The following is a 17,742-nucleotide window of genomic DNA, read 5'->3' on the forward strand; positions in this document are numbered from 1 at the left end:
TCACCCGTCTTCGATCCGTTCGAGCCATCCCGAGATCAGATTGTTGCATCGACCTTCATTTCATCGCAATTGTCGGAAAGAAGCATGAATATCACGAATTTGAAAATCGGTACGCGCCTTGTTGCCAACAATGTTGTGATGGGCCTCCTGCTGGTGGTCTGTATCGCCCTGGGCATCACCATGCTGGGCCGTGTCAATGGCGGTACCACGATCATCGTCACGGACTCCGTGCCCAAGGCGGCGCAAGCGACCCAGGCGATGGGAGACATCAACGACATCGCGATTGCATTGGGCAACATGCTGCTCAACGAGGACAGCGGGGAGAGGAAAGCGCAGCAAGCGACCATCGAGAAATCGCGAACAGGCTTGCAGGAAAAACTTGCTTATCTGAAGCGCACGGTCGATCTTCCGCAAGGCAAGAAACTATTACAGAAATCGCTGGAGGCTGATGCGCGTTACGCGATCGCCACCAATCAGCTGCTCACGCTACTTGCGACCGATAGGCCGGAAGTGCAGAAGGCTTACCTGAACCAGATGTTTCGTCCGGCGTTGGTCGCCTACAAGGCGGCGATCAACGCCATGATCGCGTTCGAGGTGGAGCGCATGAACGCGTATAGCGGACAGGCCGCGACAACCTATGCGAACAGCCGCCTGATGATGCTTGGCCTGGGCGCGACAGCGTTGCTGTTTGCCGCTGGCATGGGGGTCTGGATCACGCTCTCGATCACCCGTCCGCTGAACCGGGCGCTGACGCTGGCCAATACGGTTGCCGCGGGCGACCTGACCAGCCGCATCGAAGCCCGGACCACCGAGGAAACCGGGCAGCTCCTGGCTGCGCTCAAGAATATGAACGATAGCCTGATGAGGATCGTCGCTGAAGTGCGCAACGGCACCGAGGCGATCGCCAGCGCTTCCACCCAGATCGCGACCGGCAATCTCGATTTGTCCTCGCGCACCGAGCAGCAAGCGAGCTCGCTGGAAGAAACCGCTTCCTCCATGGAAGAACTGACCTCTACCGTCCGCCAGAACGCCGACCACGCGCGCGAGGCAAATGCGCTGGCGCTGCTTGCGTCCCAGATGGCGGTCAAGGGGGGCGCCGTGGTGTTGGAGGTGGTCGAGACGATGAGTTCGATCAACGAGTCGTCCAGCAAGATCGTCGATATCATCAGCGTGATCGACGGGATTGCGTTCCAGACCAATATCCTGGCGTTGAACGCCGCCGTGGAAGCGGCGCGCGCCGGAGAGGAAGGTCGCGGTTTTGCCGTGGTGGCAGCCGAAGTGCGCATGCTTGCGCAACGCAGTGCGGCGGCGGCCAGGGAAATCAAAGTACTCATCGACAATTCGGTGGGCAAAGTGGACGCGGGGAGCAAGCTGGTCGGACGCGCCGGCGCGACGATGGAAGAGATCGTCGACAGCGTCAAGCGCGTCGGCGAGATCATGGGCAAGATCACTGCCGCCGCACAGGAGCAGACGGCGGGGATAGAACAGGTCAATCAGGCCATCGGGCAGATGGACCAGGTCACGCAGCAGAATGCGGCGCTCGTGGAGGAAGCGGCGGCAGCGGCCCGCTCCATGCAAGATCAGGTGGCCAATTTAGCGCATGTTGTCAGCGTGTTCAAGCTTGACGCGTCGGCCCCAGGCCGCGCCATTGCGGTGTTGTAACGGGAGGATAAACCCTGGATTTAGTAGGGGAATTTTCGCTGCATATGATAGTATTTTCGTCGCAATGGCGCGGATCAAACCAATAAAGAAGCAGGAAAAATCACTGCTCACATCATGCGCGCTGCGAAGTGGGGGAGACAGTCCGGGCAATGAATTCGCATGCCACATTGTGTTGTATTTTGATGTGCGGCGGGTCAGGGACGGTATAGCAATAAGCTCGGAACACGAAACCCATAGTTGGTAGTTCATCATGTTTTCGGGAGAGAGACTATGGCGCATTGCGTTTTTCCATCTGTGACTCCAGCCGACTCTGTGTTGTCAGCCTATGGTCTATGCCAGACGTCTGATATTGACGAGGCGCGCTCGGTCGGAGAGCACATCTTTTGCAAGAATTCCATCTATTCGCGGGATGCCCAGTTCAATACGCGCGTCAACTACCGGCGCGCCGGCAGCTTGGGCGTGGGACGCATGACCTATGGTGGCGAGACCATCATCGATCCGGATGTGATGGAGTCGTTTGCGCTGATCCAGATTCCGATCAGGGGGCGGGAGTTTATCGAGTGCGACGGCAAGCCGGTTTTGTTCGAATCTGAACAGGGCGTGGTGCTGAATGCGCATAAACGCACGCGCATCCACCACATGCCGAACACCGAGAAAATCATCGTCCGGGTCGATAACGACGTGGTCAAACACCAGTGCCAGCAGCATCTTGGCCGCACCCTGCGGAACGACGTCGAGTTCAAGATGGAAATCGCGCTCGATACCCCCGATGGGCGCAATTTTGTCCAGGCGCTGGCGTGGATGTGCGATGTCCTGTCCAGCTCGGACAAGCTGTCGCCGCTGTTGAATAAACATTTGGAAACCACGTTCGTGGGCATGTTGTTGAATTGCCAGCCGAACAACTACAGCGCGGAATTGCATGAAGACAAAGGGCAGTCCATTGCGCCGTCCTTCATCAAGCGCATCGAACACTACATCGAAGAGCATGCGCATGAGCCCATTTCGGTGGGCGACATGGCGGAACAGGCCGGCGTGAGCACGCGTTCCCTGTTCTCCGGTTTTCGCCGCTTCCGCAATATCTCGCCGATGCACTATCTGAAGGAAGTTCGCTTGCGCCGGGTGCATGACGAACTCCTGCATACCCATTCTTCCAGCACGACCGTGACCGCTGTCGCATTCCGCTGGGGCTTCAGTCATCTGGGGCATTTTACGACCGATTACAAACGTCGCTTCGGCGAAACCCCGTCCGAAACCCTGATGCGTTCCTGATACGCCATCTCTCGCCGGTACAGCACCTGTAGGAAGTTCGACCGCATGACGAACTCCTATGGGACCAGGCCCCAAGCGGGGCGGTGACCGCCGCCTTGCGCCGGGCCTCCAGCGCCCGCATCACTTCACGTCCGACCACAAGCGCCGCTCCGGCGACATCCCACCGACACATCCATGCGCTCCTGAGCGCCGCCTGGCCAGCATCGGCTATGCCGATCAGTGCCGAAAGCGCCTGCTTTTCTGCATTGGCGGGATAGTGGTTTCGCCTGCGGGAGCGTCAGCCGGCGCTTGGTGCCATAGCATCGAATCCCAGGCGGGACTGACGCCGCGCCGTGCGCGGCGCACCCCGCGACCTGCCGCTGTGCGGGCAGGACTCGAACCTACTATCAGAGATCAAGGAGACCGGAATGAATGCTTCGAAGCAGATGAAAGCCATGCGCGTACACGATGCCAGTGGCCGTTTTCAGCTCGACACGGTAACGCTTCCGGAGCTGTTGCGCCCGACGGATGTGCTCGTCGAGGTCAAGGCGTCCGGCGTCGTGCCGAACCTGCGCAACGTGATTAGCCACTATGGCGAACGTTCTTACCTGACGTTGCCGGACTTGCCCGCGATTTTTGGTCTCGACACCGCCGGTGTCGTCGCCAAAGTCGGCACGGCCGTGACCGGCATCGCGCCGGGCGACCGCGTGTACATCAATCCGGGCCGCTCGTGCGGATCGTGCCATGCCTGCCGCAGCGGCGAGCCGACCAACTGTGTCGCGTACACCTTCCAGGGCTATTTCGGCTTCGGGCCGAGCTCGAAGCAGATCTACAAGCAATATCCGTACGGTGGCTTCGGCCAGTATGCGACCGCGCCGGCCGACGGTCTGGTCAAGCTGCCGGACGCGGTCAGCTTCGAGCAGGCCGCCCGCTTCGGCTATCTGGGAACGGCCTATGCAGGCTTGCGCAAGGCAGGTGTCGGCGCCGGCAAGACCGTCCTGATCAGTGGCGCCAGCGGCACGCTCGGCTTGTGCGCGGTGCAGATCGCGCGGGCGATGGGCGCGGTCAAGATCTTCTGCGTCGCGCGCGACCCCGCATTGCTGGAGCGCGTGCGCGCGCTCGATCCGCAGCGGATCCGCACCTTCTCGTATGGTACCGGTGATCTCGGCGCATGGGTACGGAGCGAGACGGACGGCGTCGGTGTCGATGCGGTGCTCGACGCGATCGGCCCGGGCGCGTCGCACCACGTCACGCTCGACTGCCTGAGGTCGCTGGCCCGTGGCGGCCGCCTGGTCGAAGTGGGCGCGATGTCCGATCCGCTGCCGTTGAATCTGCACGAAATCATGTGCTCGCAGATCAGCCTGATGACGTCCTTGTGGTTCACGGTGGGCGAGGGCCAGGATCTTGCCTATATGGCCGCGGCGGGCACGCTGGACCTGAGCGTGCTCGATCATCACCGCTATGCGCTGGAGCAGGCGAACGAGGCGCTCGCCGACGCCGAGCAGCGCAAGGGCGGTTTCGTCAACGTGGTCATCGTGCAATAAGCGCACGGTCCACCCACAACTAGGATAAGGAGTTGCAAATGGTCAGACGTATCGTAACGGGTGAGCGCAACGGCAAGTCGGTGGTGGTCTCCGATGGGCAAGTGGAGAACACGCACGACTACGCGTCGGTGCCCGGCTTCCGCACCACGCTGGCATGGGCCACCACCGAGGCCGAGCCCACGTTGCCCTTCGACGGGGTGGACCCGGTCGCCGGCATCGCATCATCGTTGCCCGCACCCCATGGCACGCGCGTGATCGTCGTGCAGTTTCCACCCGACAGCGTGATGGCTGCGCCAGGCTTCGATGGCGCCGCGGCCGGCGCGGAATACGCCAAGTACCTGCCGGGTCTGGCCGAGACCTTCGATACCGACGGTTCCGGTTTTCACCGCACCGCGACGGTCGATTACGACGTGATCCTGTCCGGAGAACTCTGGCTGGAGCTCGATGATGGCGAAGTCCGCCATCTGAAGGCCGGGGACGTCGTGATCCAGAACGGCACCCGCCATGCATGGCGCAACCGGACCGAAACGCCGAGTGTGATGCTGTCGGTGCTGATCGGCGCCAAACCCTAACCGTTAGCCGCAGGAGTCTTAACATGTCACATCATCACGCACATGCACGTCAGGGTGGATTCGATGAGTACGCCGCCGGGCAGCTCGAGTGGAACGACGCGATGTTGCTCGGCCATGGGCCGACCGACGACGCGCATGAAGAATTTGTGCATGTCGTCAAAGCCCTTGACGCATGTAACGTCGTCAGCGCCCTTGGCTGCCTGCAGGCGGTCGAGGACCACCTGCTGTCGCATTTCGAATCCGAGCGGGAGTGGATGGTGCGGACCGCGTATCCCAATATGGATTGCCATCTCGACGAACATCAGAAGGTACTCGATAGCGTGTCGGAGGTGAACCAGCTTGCGAAGGCCGGGCAGGTTGGTCTGCGCGACGTGCGGCGCCTTGCCGCCGCGCTCGCGGACTGGTTCCCAAAGCACGTCACTTACCTCGATTCCGCCCTGTCCACATGGATCACCAAACGCAAGCATGGTGGCGCACCGGTGATTCTGCGGCGCGACATCAGTGGCGGTCCACAGCAAGCGTCGATCTTCGCCTGATCAATGGCTGGCTGTGGCACAGCGGGATGATGAGAGTCATGTCCTCAAGGAGGGGCGTATGCTGATGAAGGGTAAGGTAGGACTGGTGACGGGCGGCGGCTCCGGCATGGGGCGTGCGGCTGCGTTGGCCCTCGCGGCCGAAGGCGCGACGGTGGTACTTGCCGGCCGCACCGAAGACAAGCTTGCCGTTGTGCGCGGCGAAATCGTCGCGTCGGGCGGCAAGGCCGAGATCATGGTGATGGATGCCGCGCGCCGTGAAGACAACCAAGCGCTGGTCCAGTACATCGAGTCGCGATTCGGCCGTCTCGATTTCGCGTTCAACAACGCGGGGGGGCACGCCGATTTCAAACCGATCCATCAGACTTCCGTCGAGGAGTCGGAATGGATCATTGACCTCAACTTCAAGGGTGTCTATTACGGCGTGAAGTATCAGGTCGAGGCGATGTTGCGCGCGGGGGGCGGTGCGATCGTGAACAACGCGTCGATCTTTGGCCTGCGCGGCATGCATGGCATTGCCCACTATGTGGCGGCCAAGCATGCGGTGGTCGGTCTCACGAAGGCGGTCGCGCAAGAGTATGCGGCCCAGCACATCCGCATCAACGCGGTGTGCCCGGGGGCCACTGAAACGCCGAATTACATGCGCTCGACGGGCGGCGACGTCCATCTGCTCGACGACATGATTCCCATGCGCCGCATCGGCCAGCCGCGGGACGTGGCGCAGGCCGTGCTGTACCTGCTGTCGGACCGATCGGCCTACGTGACGGGGACCACGCTGTCGGTCGATGGCGGCATGACGGCCTGACAGCGCCGAACCGCACCGCCTGTGCGCGTGGCAGCGCGCAGTGCGCGACGCATGAAACTCTAGGGCCGGGTCCTGTGCAATACAGGACCCGGCCCTGATTCATTTGGCGCCCGTGTTTTTCTGCATTGACGGGATAGTGGGTTCACCTACGGGAGCGCAAGCCTGGCAGGCGCTACGTAAGATGGATTCACGCTTCGCACAGGACGAAGCATTTTTCCGATACAGCACCAGGAGACTTCCATGGCAGATAAACCAGTTGTCCGTCGCCGCGTCGTCAAGACCGGCATCAGCGAAGAGCGCACCAACAGCAGCAAAGTCCAGAGCCAGTATCAGCCGTACAAGGACGCGGCATGGGGCTTCATCAATCATTGGTACCCGGCCTTGTTCAGCAATGAGCTGCCGGAAGACCATGTCGAAGGCATCCAGATTTGCGGCATTCCCATCGTGTTGCGCCGTGTGGATGGCAAGATCTACGCACTGAAGGACCAATGCGTGCACCGCGGCGTTCGCCTGTCGGAAAAGCCGATGTGCTTCACCAAGGACACGATCTCCTGCTGGTACCACGGCTTCACCTTCGATCTCGATTCCGGCGTGTTGTCCACCATCGTGGCCAATCCCGAAGACAAGCTGATCGGCACGACCGGCATCACCACCTATCCGGTGCGGGAAGTGGCCGGCATGATCTTCGTGTTCGTGCGTGAAGACGATTTCCCCGACGCCGATGTGCCGCCGCTGTCGGACGACCTGCCGTTCCGCTTCCCGGACAACAGCGAACGCTTCCCGCACCCGCTGTGGCCGGCCGCGCCGAGCATCCTGGACGACAACGCCGTGGCGCTGGGCATGCACCGCACCGGCTTCGGCAACTGGCGTATCGCTTGCGAGAACGGCTTCGACAACGCCCACATCCTGGTCCACAAGGACAACACGATCGTCCACGCCCTCGATTGGGTGCTGCCCCTGGGTATCTTGCCGACCAGCGACGACTGCATCACCACGGTCGAGGACGACAAGGGGCCGAAGGGCCTGATGCAGTGGCTGTTCACCGAAAAGTGGGCGCCTGTGCTCGAGAACGACAAGCTGGGGCTCAAGGTGGAAGGCCTCAAGGGCCGCTACTACCGCACCTCGGTGGTGTTGCCGGGCGTGCTGATGGTCGAGAACTGGCCGGAAGAGCACGTGGTGCAGTACGAATGGTACGTGCCGATCACCGACGACACGCACGAATACTGGGAAGTGCTGGTGCGCGTCTGCCCGACCGAGGAAGAGCGCAAGAAATACCAGTATCGCTTTGACCGCGTCTACAAGTCGCTCTGCCTGCATGGCTTCAACGACTGCGACCTGTATGCCCGCGAAGCGATGCAGAACTTCTATGCCGACGGCACCGGCTGGGATGACGAGCAGTTGGTGTCGACCGACGTGTCCCCCATCACCTGGCGCAAGTTGGCGTCGCGCTGGAACCGCGGCATCGCCAAGCCTGGACGTGGCGTGGCCGGCGCACTGAAGACGACCAGCCTGCGCTTCAAGGACACCGCCGACGGCATGCGCCCCGGCTACAAGGTTCCGAAGGTCCCGGACGAAGCGTAAGCCGCGCACAGGGTCGCGTCATCGCGCGCGGCCCTGATTGCCCGGTCTCCGCCTGTCTTCTTCCGTGGTTTGGAGTGAGCATGGAAAACCAATTGCACTATCTGGAAATGTCCGAGCTGTCGCAGCTGATCCGCCGCGGCAAGCTCTCGCCCGTCGAGGTCGCGCAGGCGCAACTGGCGCGCATCGAGCGGCTCGATGGCCAACTCAACAGCTACGCCTACGTCGCGGCGGAGCAGGCGTTGGCGCAGGCGCGCCAGGCCGAGGCTGAACTGGCGCGCGGCGAGTATCGTAGCCCCTTGCACGGCGTGCCGATTGCCGTCAAAGACCTGTTCTGGACGCGCGACATGCCGACCACGGCGGGCACCACGATCTACCGCGACTTCCTGCCACCGGAAGACGCGACCGTGGTGGCGCGCCTGAAAGACGCGGGCGCCGTGATACTCGGCAAGTTGCGCATGACCGAGGGCGCGTTCGCCATCCATCATCCCGACCTGCCGGCGCCGAGCAATCCCTGGGGCGCGGCGCATTGGGCTGGCGCCTCGTCCAGCGGCAACGGCGTGGCCACGGCTGCCGGGCTCTGCTATGGGGCGCTGGGCACCGACACCGGCGGCTCGATCCGTTTCCCTTGTGCGGCCAATGGCCTGACCGGCCTCAAGCCGACCTGGGGCCGCGTGAGCCGGCATGGCGTGTTCGAGCTGGCGGCCAGCCTTGACCACGTCGGTCCCATGGCGCGCAGCGCCAAGGATGTGCTCTACCTGCTGTGCGCCATCGCCGGACATGATCCCAAGGACCCCACCTCGCTTCCCGGCGCCTGCCTGGAAATTCCCGAGATCGCTGAAACGTTCAAGGGCCTGCGCGTCGGCGTCGACGAATCCTGGCTGAGCGATGGCGTCGATCCGGCCATCCAGCACGGCCTGCAACAGGTCATGGCGCTCATACGTGAAGACGGTGGCGTCCTGCACAGCGTGCGTATGCCCGACGCCCGCGCCGTCAGCGCGAACTGGGAACAGCACTGCGGGGTGCAGACCGCGATCGCGCACCAATCCACCTACCCGAGCCGCGCCGCCGAATACGGCCCGGCCTTGAGCCGCCTGATCGATGGCGGGCGCGCACTGAGCGGCCTGGCATACCAGCGCATCTTGTTGGCCGCGCAGCGCTACACCGGCGAAGTCGATGCACTGCTGCATCAGGTCGACCTGGTGCTGGCGCCGGTGCAGCCCTATGCCGCGCCGACCTACGAGCAGTTGGCCGACCTCGCGCTCGATCCCGAGGCGAATCGCCGCCTGATTCAGTTCACCTCGCCGTTCAACGTAAGCGGCCATCCGTGCCTGAGCCTGCCTTACGGCTGCACGCAGCAAGGCTTGCCGTTGGGCGTGCAATTCATCGGAAGAAAAGGCGCGGAAGCCGTCTTGTGCCGCGCCGGCATGGCCGTGCAGCGCGCGAGCGACTGGCACAAGCAGCATCCGCCCGGAATCTGACCTTCATCGTAATGAGAAAAACCATGCGTAACGTCACACTTAACTATGCCGACGGCGTCAGCCGCAGTTTTGAAGTCGCCCCCGGCGAGCTCATCCTGGACGCCGCCATCGCCGCCGAGATGCCGGTGCTGTACCAGTGCCAGTCGGGAAGCTGCTCCACCTGCACGGCCACACTGTCGTCCGGCGACGCGCAAACCCGCGCCGGCGCCAGCTCAACCCTCCTGGCCAGCGAAGTGGCCGCCGGCACGCGCCTGTTGTGCGTGTGCGAAGCCAATTCGGACTGCAGCTTCGATGTCGCCTACACCAGCGAAGCCGGCGCCAACGTGGCGCACGAAGTCCATGCCTTCATCGACTCGGTCGAGACCATCGCCAGCAATGCCGTGCGTCTGACCGTGGAACTGGCGGAAGGCGAGTGGATGGAATTCCGTCCCGGCCAGTTCATGCAGATCGAAGTGCCCGGCCTGGGCGTGCTGCGCAGCTATTCGCCATCGAGCGTGGGCACGGACGTGCCGAAGATGACGTTTCTGATCCGTATCCTGCCCGACGGCGCGATGTCCAACTTCCTGTCGAAGCAGGCCGGGCCGGACCAGGTGCTCAAGCTGACAGGCCCGTACGGCTCGTTCTTCCTGCGCGAAGAGAAGAAGCGGGCGCCGCATATCTTCGTGGCCGGCGGCACCGGGCTCGCTCCCATCCTGTCGATGATCGACACCCTGCGTCAGACCGGCGGGCGCAAGCCGCCGATGCTGCTCAGCTTCGGCTGCGCGACACCGGACGCGCTGTTCTGCCTGGAAGACCTCGCGCTGCGCAAGCAATGGCTGCCGACGCTCGAAACGCGCATCTGCGTGGACCGCGATCCGCTCGAAGGCATGCATCACGGTAATCCGGTCAGCGCGCTGCGCGAGGGCGATGTGACGCCCGACACCGTGGCGTATCTGTGTGGCCCGCAGGTCATGATCGACGCCGCGACCAGGCGGCTGATCGAGCTGGGCGCGGATCCGGCCAACATCCACAGCGAACAATTCACACCGAGCAATTAAGAGCCCAAGGAACCCACCATGCTGCACGCTACCACCCCCGTCCCGTTCTCCGCGGAACAGCAAAAATGGTATGAGCAGGCCTGCGCGAAGATCGACCCCAAGCGCCTGCAACAACTGCTGTTCGATCTGACCGACATCCACAGCCCGACCGGCGCGACGCGCGCGGCCAGCGAATTCATGGTTGCCCACCTGGGCAAGGTCGGCTTCCAGGCCGACTACCAGCCGCTGACCGAGATCAGCGGCAACGTCAAAGCGCAGTACCGGGGCGCCGGCGGCGGGGCGGCGGTGATGCTGTATGCGCCGATCGACACGCACCTTGACTGCACGCCGGAAGAACGCGCATTGCTGACTGGCCCGGCCACCGAGGCCGATATGCAGCCGCGTGCGCAACAGGTCGACAACTGGGTGTTCGGCCTGGGCGCGTCCAATCCCAAGGCCATGATCGCCACGCTGACCGAAGTCGCCACCGCGCTGATCGAAGCGAAGGTGCCGCTGCGCGGCGACCTGCTGATGGGCATGGCCGATGGCGGCATGCCGGTCGATATCGCGGCGCGCCAGCACGCCGGCATGTCCGGCGGCGTGCTGCATCTGCTGAATCGCGGCATGTATCCCGACTTCGCCATCATCATGAAGCCGTGGAACTGGGTCTATCACGAGGAGCCCGGCATGGCCTGGTTCAAGCTGCGCGTGTACGGCACGCTCGGTTATGCGGGTGTGCCGCATGACATTCCCGGCTTCCGCAGTTCGGTCGGCGCCACCGCCACCGTCATTCCCGAGCTGGAAAAGTGGATCCTCGACTATGCCGAGAACAACACCTCCGGCGTGATCAAGCCGCACGGCTGGATTGCCGGCGTGCGCGGCGGCGACCCCGAGCGTCCGGCCTTCCCGTCCTTCCTGACCGAATTGTTCTTCGATGTGCGCGTCAATCCGCGCACCTCGCCGGCCGACGTGAAAGCGCAGTTCGCGGCCTTCGTCGCCGACCTCAAGGCGCGCCGCCCCGAACTGGACATGGACTGGGAGATGTACGGCTCCACGCCGGGCGGCACCACCGATCCGCAGAACTGGATCATCCAGTCCTGCAAGCGCGGCTGGGAACACATCGAAGGCCGGCCACACGGCACGCCTGACTGGCTGGCCGGCCAGACCGATGGCGCCGCCCTCCGCCGCTGGGGGGTGCCGACCGCGCGCATCGGCTGGCCGTGGCCGGCGCAAGGCGCGCCGCTGCCGGTGGCCGAAGGCTTGGGCGGCATGGGGGCGACCTACGTTCCCGAGCTCATCCCCTGCGCGCGAAAAATCATGTATGCGCTCATCGATACCTTGACGCGCGAGCGCGCTGAAATGGGTTTGTAAGCGCCTGATAAAAAACAAGAGGAGACCCGTCATGACAAAGAAACGCATCAAGCTCATCGTTCCCGTGCCGATGAGCGAACAAACCAAATCCATGTTCGCGTCCCAACTGCCGCCAGGCATGGTGCGCGACGACATCGAAGTGGAGTTCGTGGGCGCCGGTAGCGTGCTCAGCTTGGCCGACAGTTACTACGACACCACCCTGATGGATGCCGCGGTGCTGGCCGCCGGCATGAAGGCCGAGGAAGAGGGTTTCGATGCGGTATGCATCAATACCGTCAGCGATTCCGGCCTCTACGGTTTGCGCTCGCGCCTGTCGATTCCCGTGGTGGCGCCGGGCCAGAGCGCCTTCCACCTGGCCTGCACGCTCGGTCACAAGTTCAGCGTCCTGACCATGTGGCCGCAGTGGTTCCCGCTCTACCGCAAGACGCTGAAGGAATACAACCTCGAATCCCGCCTGGCATCGATACGCGCCATCAATGTGCGTCCGGACACCGAGTCCTTGTTGCAAGGCAAGGAGGAGATCGTGTTCGGCAAGCTGCTGGAGCAGGCCAAGCTGGCCATCGAGGAGGACGGCGCCGATGTGCTGGTGCTCGGTTCCACCACCATGCACCAGTCGCATGCCTATCTGGCGGCCAACTTGCCGGTGCCGGTCCTCAACCCCGGGGTGATCGCCTACAAGATGTGCGAAATGCTGCTGGACCTCGGCATCGCCCACAGCAAGACCGCCTTCCCCAGTCCGGAAGTGATCAAGGACCAGGCCTTCCGTATTTGATTCGGCATTTGACAAGGTAAGCCCATGAAAACGTCTCAAGCGGCAGCTGCTACGCTGTCGACCGATCTCACCATTTATGAAGCGATGGCAGCCTTCCGCGACGGCACGCTGACCAGCACGGCCTTGGTTGACGCGTGTTTGCGGCGCATCGAGGAAGGCCAGCATCTCAATGCCTTCGTGACAGTCGACGCGGCCGGCGCGCGCAAGGCGGCCGCGCAAGCCGACAGGGAGCGCGCGGCCGGCCGGCCGGGCAAGCCGCTGGCCGGCATTCCCATCGTCGTCAAGGACAACATCCACGCCGCCGGCCTGCCGTGCACGGCGGGTTCCCCGGCCCTGGCCGATTTTGCGCCGGCACAGGATGCCCCGACATTGCAGAAGCTGCGCGATGCCGGCGCCATCGTGCTGGGCAAGACCAACATGAACGAGTTGGCCTTCGGTGCGACCGGCTATAACCCCTCGTTCAACACCGGCGCCATGACGGGTGTCCGCAACGCCTATGACAGCGAACGCATCGCCGGTGGCTCCTCCTCGGGGAGCGCGGTGGCGATGGGCGCGCGCATGGCGCTGGCGGCGCTCGGCACGGACACCGGCGGATCGATGCGCATTCCCTGTGCCCTGAACGGGTGCGCATCGCTGCGGCCCAGCAGCGGCCGCTACCAGCGACTGGGCACGGTTCCCATTTCGACCAGCCGCGATACCGTCGGGCCGATGGCGCAATGCATGTCGGATGTGGCCCTGCTCGATGCGCTGATCACCGATGACTATGCCTTGCCGCCAGTCACGCTGGCCGGTTTGCGGCTTGGCATCCCGGCGGAGTTCTGGACCAGGCTGGACGAGGAAACCCGGGAATGCGCCGAGGCCGCGCTGACCAGGTTGCGCGAACACGGCGTGACACTGATCGACATCCCGGATGCGGGACTGTTCGATCTGAATCAACCGATTGGTTTCCCGGTCGTCATCCATGAGGCGCGCGTCGGCATGCAGGCCTATCTGCGCGAGCAGGGGCCGGGGATCGCCATCGAAGCCATGGTCGAGAAGATCAATAGCCCGGATGTGAAAGCCATTTACGAGCAGTGGGTTCTTCCCGGAAAAATGCCCACGCCGCAAGGCATGGTCGATGTCGCGCCCCTATACGCAGCGGCCGAAGAACGCGGCAGGAATGCGCTGAAACAGCGCTATCAGACCCTGTACGACAGCTACGCGATCGACGCGTTGGCTTTTCCCACGACCACCGTCGTGGCGCCTCCGGCACGGCCGGAAGTCAACCAGCCGGAAAATTTCGAAGGCCTGATCCGCAACACCGAACCCGGCGCCAGCGCGGGCCTGGCCTGCATTCAGCTACCGGTCGGCGTGGGACGGCGCAGCGGCTTGCCGGTCGGGTTGGAGCTGGATGCGCCGGCGGGCAGCGATCGCCGTCTGCTGGCGATCGGCATCGCCATCGAATCCGTGCTCGGCCGCATACCCGCGGCCTGAACCCGCGCCGTCATGCACCGCGCGTGGACGCGCCACAACACATCGGCGCGTCGCTGTGCGCACGCCTATCCCATTTGCGACGGCGTCGTCATGAATGTTGCAGGCCGGGGATAAGCCGGCAGTGTCGGGATAGTCGGGCATGACCTGGATCGAGAGAATCGTTTTGTAGCAGCCATTTTTTGCATGTCAACTTTGTGGATCACTTTATGAACCATCCCGCCAGTCTTCACATAGAGCGCCCGAGCCGATCGAACGAGAAACGGCGCCTGAGCAGTCTTATCGTGTCGGCGCTGCCGTGGACGATCATCGCCGGCCTGTTGTATGCCGGCTTGTTCGTCAAACCCAAGGCCGTCGGCGGCAGTGTCACCCCCCCGGTGCTGGAGCGCCGTGACCGTGTCTATGGCATCACGCACGGGGACGGCGGCGCGCTGTTGGCCGCCGCATCCAATGGCAAGATTCTGGCCATCGACAAGGACCGCAAGATCACGCGCCAGGCGACGCCGGTCGATCTGTCGTTGCAGGACATCGCCGCGTTCGACGCGCTGCATGCCGTGGCGGTCGGCAATGACAACGTGATCCTGTTCACCGGGGACGGCGGCAGGCACTGGGCCAAGGCCGACAACGTGCCGCGCTCGCAAGTGGCCAACAAGCTCAATCGCGTGCGCACCGGTGCCAACGGTGTGGCGGTCGCCGTGGGCGAGATGGGTGCGCTGCTGCGCTCGCAGGACTACGGCAAGACCTGGCAGCGTTTGCGCGAGGAGGAAGACCTGGCCTGGAACGACGTCGCCATCCTTGACGGCGGTGCGTTGGTGGTGGTGGGCGAGTTCGGCAAGATCCTGCGCAGCGACGACGGCGGCAAGCGCTGGGAAAAGCAAGCCGCGCCGGTTGACAGCTCGCTGATGGCGACCGCGTTCCGCGACGCATCCAATGGCGTTGCCGTCGGGCTCGATGGCATCGTGTTGACCACCAGTGACGGCGGCCGCCGCTGGACCCATGTCGAGCTGCCCGCGCATGACCACCTGCTCGATGTGCTGTGGAACGGCGACAAGCAAGAATGGTTCGCGGTCGGCGCGCTGGGCCGCTGGATCAGCGGCACGCAAGGCGCCGACGGCCCGCAATGGCGGACCGGCGTGCTCGGCGAGCACACGCTGTCCTGGCATACCCGCGTCCTGGCGGCAGGGTCCGCTTACTGGCTGGCGGGCGCCGATGTCGGCGCCTGGGATGGCCGGCAATGGACGCCGCTGGACTCGCATTGAACCTCCCGCCCCATTTTTTCGAGAATCCCCATGATTGAACGCATCGCGCATTTTTGCATCAGCCGGCGCAAACCGGTGGTCGGCCTGCTGCTGCTCTGTACCCTTATCCTGAGTTGGTTCGCCCTGCATATCCAGGTGCGGACGGTGTTCGAGGACATGCTGCCCTCGAAGCACGAGTATGTGAAGACCCACGAGAAATTCAAAGACACGTTCGGCGGCTCGAACATGGTCACCATCATGCTCGAAGTCGATCAGGGCGACATTTTCCGGCAATCCGTGCTTGAGAAAGTGCGCGACCTGACCCAGGGCATGCGCGAAGTGTCCGCGGTCAACCAGTTCCAGATCACTTCGCTGGCCTCCAAGAAGCTCAAGGAAGTGCATGCCTCGACCAGCGGCATCGAAAGTTCGCCCTTGATGTGGCCGGATGTACCGGCGACGCCTGAAAAGATGGCGCAACTGAAATCGGCTGTGCTGCGCAATCCGCTGGTGTACGGCCCGTACGTCTCGAAGGACCTGCAGGCCACGCTGATCACGGTGGACTTCATCGACCAGAAAGTCGATTACGCCACGGTCTTCAAGGAGATCGACGCGCAGATCAAGAAGGTCGATGACGGTTCGGTGAAGATCCGCGTGGTCGGCGACCCGATCCTGTTCGGTTGGGTGAACCACTACCTGCCCGAGACCTTGCACCTGGTGTTCTACGCGCTCGGCGTCACGCTGGCCATGCTGTTCGTGTTGTTGCGCACCTGGCGCGGCGTCGTGCTGCCCTTGCTGGCCGGCCTCGTCTCGGCCATCTGGGCGCTGGGTATTTGCCAGATCCTCGGCATTCATTTCGAGCCGCTGGTGATCGTGGTGGCGATGCTCATCACCTCGCGCGCCGTGTCGCACTCGGTCCAGATCGTCAATCGTTTCGATGACGAACTGGAGGCGCGGCCGCAGCTGGGCGACGCGGAACTGGCCGGTACCGCGGCCCGTGTCGCGCTGGCGGACCTGTTCCGTCCCGGCATGCTGGGCGTCATCGCCGACGCCGCCTGCATGGCCGTGGTCGCCATGAGCCCGATCCCGATGTTGCAAAAGCTCACCGTGCTGTCCGTGGTCTGGGTCTCCACGCTCACCGTCAGCGCCGTGATCCTCACGCCCGTGCTGTTGTCCTACATCCGCAAGCCGCGCGGGTTTGCGCATCCGCTCAATCTGCAGCCGGTGTTGCGCAAGGTGCTGGACTTCGCCGTTGCCATCGCCTTGTCCCGCGCCCGCTATGCGGTGCTGGGCGTGAGCCTGCTGGTGATCGTCGGCGCCGGCATCTATGCGCTCAATCTCAGGATCGGCGACGCCAACCCCGGATCGCCGATCCTGTGGCCGGACGCCAAATACAACCTCGATTCCAAGGCCATCAATGCCCGCTTTGAAGGCGTCGACCGGCTGTTCGTGGTGATTGGTGACGATGACAAGCCGGGCGTGGTCAAGAGCAACGAAGTGCTGCAATCGATGGACCGCTTCCAGCGTTTCATGGAAGTGCAGCCCGAGATCGGCGGTTCGCTGTCGGTGGCGGACGTGATCCCGCAGCTCAACGCCACTTTGCACGAAGGCAATCCGCATTACCAGGAAATGTCGAACAACGCGGCCATCAACGGCAGCCTGATGGCGATGCTGGAATCGGTCTCCGAGCCTGGCGACATGGACCGCTTCGTCGACAAGCAGTCCGCCAATGGCTCGGTCACGCTGATGTTCCGCGACCGCCAGGGCGAGACCATCCGCACCGCAGTGGCGCGGATCAAGGAGTTCATCGCGGCCAACCCGCTCAAGGAAGGCCATTGGCAACTGGCGGGCGGCGTGGTCGGGGTGATGGCGGCGATTAACGAAATCATCCTCTCCAGCCAGATCGAAGCGATCGCGCTGGCGCTGCTGGTGCTGGCGGTGCTGTGCACGATCGTCTATCGCTCGACGATCGCCGGGATGCTGTTCATGGTGCCGGTCATCATCTCCAACATGCTGACCTTCGCCTTCATGGTCTGGAAAGGGATAGGCATGAACATCAATACCGTGCCGGTGGCTGCGCTCGGTATTGGCCTGGGCGTCGATTACGCGTTCTACATCGCCGACCGCGTCAAGGAGGAGATCGCCATCGGTAGCTCGCCCGAGCGCGCCGTTAGCCAGGCGCTGCATTCGGCCGGCATGGGCGTCATCGTCACGGCCAGCGTGCTGATCCTGAGCACGCTGCTGTGGTACGTCTCGGCGCTGCGCTTCCAGGCGGAGATGGGCCTCTTGATGGCCATCTGGCTCTCCGTGTCGGCCATGTCGGCGCTGTTCGTGATGCCTTCACTGATCTATGTGTTCCGTCCCAAATTCATCTTTGGTGCGCAAGGAGGTGAGGCCAAGGTGCCGCTGCCACAAGTTGCCTGATTGCAGAACAAGAAAAAACGTCATGCCAATT

At 63.3% G+C, this 17,742-nt stretch carries 14 protein-coding genes; all 14 read left to right on the plus strand.

Annotated features, from left to right (window positions below; translation table 11 throughout):
• The first annotated feature begins 84 nt into the window (after positions 1 to 84).
• The 14 genes from AC1RQG_RS00875 (at position 85) to AC1RQG_RS00940 (ending at position 17,711) form a co-directional block, all read left to right on the plus strand.
• A complete protein-coding gene (locus tag AC1RQG_RS00875; RefSeq protein ID WP_493127361.1) occupies positions 85 to 1,662 on the plus strand; it encodes a methyl-accepting chemotaxis protein in 1,578 nt (525 codons plus the stop codon).
• A gap of 312 nt (positions 1,663 to 1,974) precedes the next feature.
• A complete protein-coding gene (locus AC1RQG_RS00880; protein ID WP_493127362.1) occupies positions 1,975 to 2,931 on the plus strand; it encodes an AraC family transcriptional regulator in 957 nt (318 codons plus the stop codon).
• Positions 2,932 to 3,338: 407 nt separating this feature from the next.
• Entirely contained in the window at positions 3,339 to 4,454 is a 1,116-nt protein-coding gene (locus tag AC1RQG_RS00885) for an alcohol dehydrogenase catalytic domain-containing protein (protein ID WP_493127364.1), read from the plus strand.
• Positions 4,455 to 4,492: 38 nt separating this feature from the next.
• Entirely contained in the window at positions 4,493 to 5,026 is a 534-nt protein-coding gene (locus AC1RQG_RS00890; RefSeq protein WP_493127366.1) for a cupin domain-containing protein, read from the plus strand.
• A gap of 23 nt (positions 5,027 to 5,049) precedes the next feature.
• Positions 5,050 to 5,562, plus strand: coding sequence for a bacteriohemerythrin (locus AC1RQG_RS00895; RefSeq protein WP_493127368.1), 513 nt, complete (start codon positions 5,050 to 5,052; stop codon positions 5,560 to 5,562).
• Positions 5,563 to 5,620: 58 nt separating this feature from the next.
• The gene (locus tag AC1RQG_RS00900) at positions 5,621 to 6,364 is read left to right on the plus strand and encodes an SDR family NAD(P)-dependent oxidoreductase (RefSeq protein WP_493127370.1); all 744 of its coding nucleotides are present in this window, start codon (positions 5,621 to 5,623) and stop codon (positions 6,362 to 6,364) included.
• Between the two features lie 240 nt (positions 6,365 to 6,604).
• Positions 6,605 to 7,945: an aromatic ring-hydroxylating dioxygenase subunit alpha gene (locus tag AC1RQG_RS00905; protein WP_493127372.1), complete on the plus strand. Its 1,341-nt coding sequence runs from the start codon at positions 6,605 to 6,607 to the stop codon at positions 7,943 to 7,945.
• Positions 7,946 to 8,025: 80 nt separating this feature from the next.
• Positions 8,026 to 9,423 (plus strand): amidase, encoded by a 1,398-nt coding sequence (locus tag AC1RQG_RS00910; protein WP_493127374.1) that lies wholly within the window; start codon positions 8,026 to 8,028, stop codon positions 9,421 to 9,423.
• A gap of 23 nt (positions 9,424 to 9,446) precedes the next feature.
• Entirely contained in the window at positions 9,447 to 10,460 is a 1,014-nt protein-coding gene (locus AC1RQG_RS00915; protein WP_493127376.1) for an FAD-binding oxidoreductase, read from the plus strand.
• Positions 10,461 to 10,478: 18 nt separating this feature from the next.
• The gene (locus AC1RQG_RS00920; RefSeq protein ID WP_493127378.1) at positions 10,479 to 11,810 is read left to right on the plus strand and encodes an acetylornithine deacetylase; all 1,332 of its coding nucleotides are present in this window, start codon (positions 10,479 to 10,481) and stop codon (positions 11,808 to 11,810) included.
• 31 nt (positions 11,811 to 11,841) lie between these two features.
• Positions 11,842 to 12,582, plus strand: a complete 741-nt coding sequence (locus tag AC1RQG_RS00925; protein WP_493127380.1) for an aspartate/glutamate racemase family protein — start codon at positions 11,842 to 11,844, stop codon at positions 12,580 to 12,582.
• A 24-nt stretch (positions 12,583 to 12,606) separates the two neighbouring features.
• Positions 12,607 to 14,055, plus strand: coding sequence for an indoleacetamide hydrolase (gene iaaH, locus AC1RQG_RS00930; protein ID WP_493127382.1), 1,449 nt, complete (start codon positions 12,607 to 12,609; stop codon positions 14,053 to 14,055).
• A 206-nt stretch (positions 14,056 to 14,261) separates the two neighbouring features.
• On the plus strand, positions 14,262 to 15,311 hold the full coding sequence (locus AC1RQG_RS00935; RefSeq protein ID WP_493127384.1) for a WD40/YVTN/BNR-like repeat-containing protein: 1,050 nt from the start codon (positions 14,262 to 14,264) through the stop codon (positions 15,309 to 15,311).
• A gap of 30 nt (positions 15,312 to 15,341) precedes the next feature.
• A complete protein-coding gene (locus AC1RQG_RS00940; RefSeq protein ID WP_493127386.1) occupies positions 15,342 to 17,711 on the plus strand; it encodes an efflux RND transporter permease subunit in 2,370 nt (789 codons plus the stop codon).
• The last annotated feature ends 31 nt before the right edge of the window (positions 17,712 to 17,742 follow it).

The organism is Rugamonas sp. GW822-FHT03B10 (assembly GCF_058801745.1).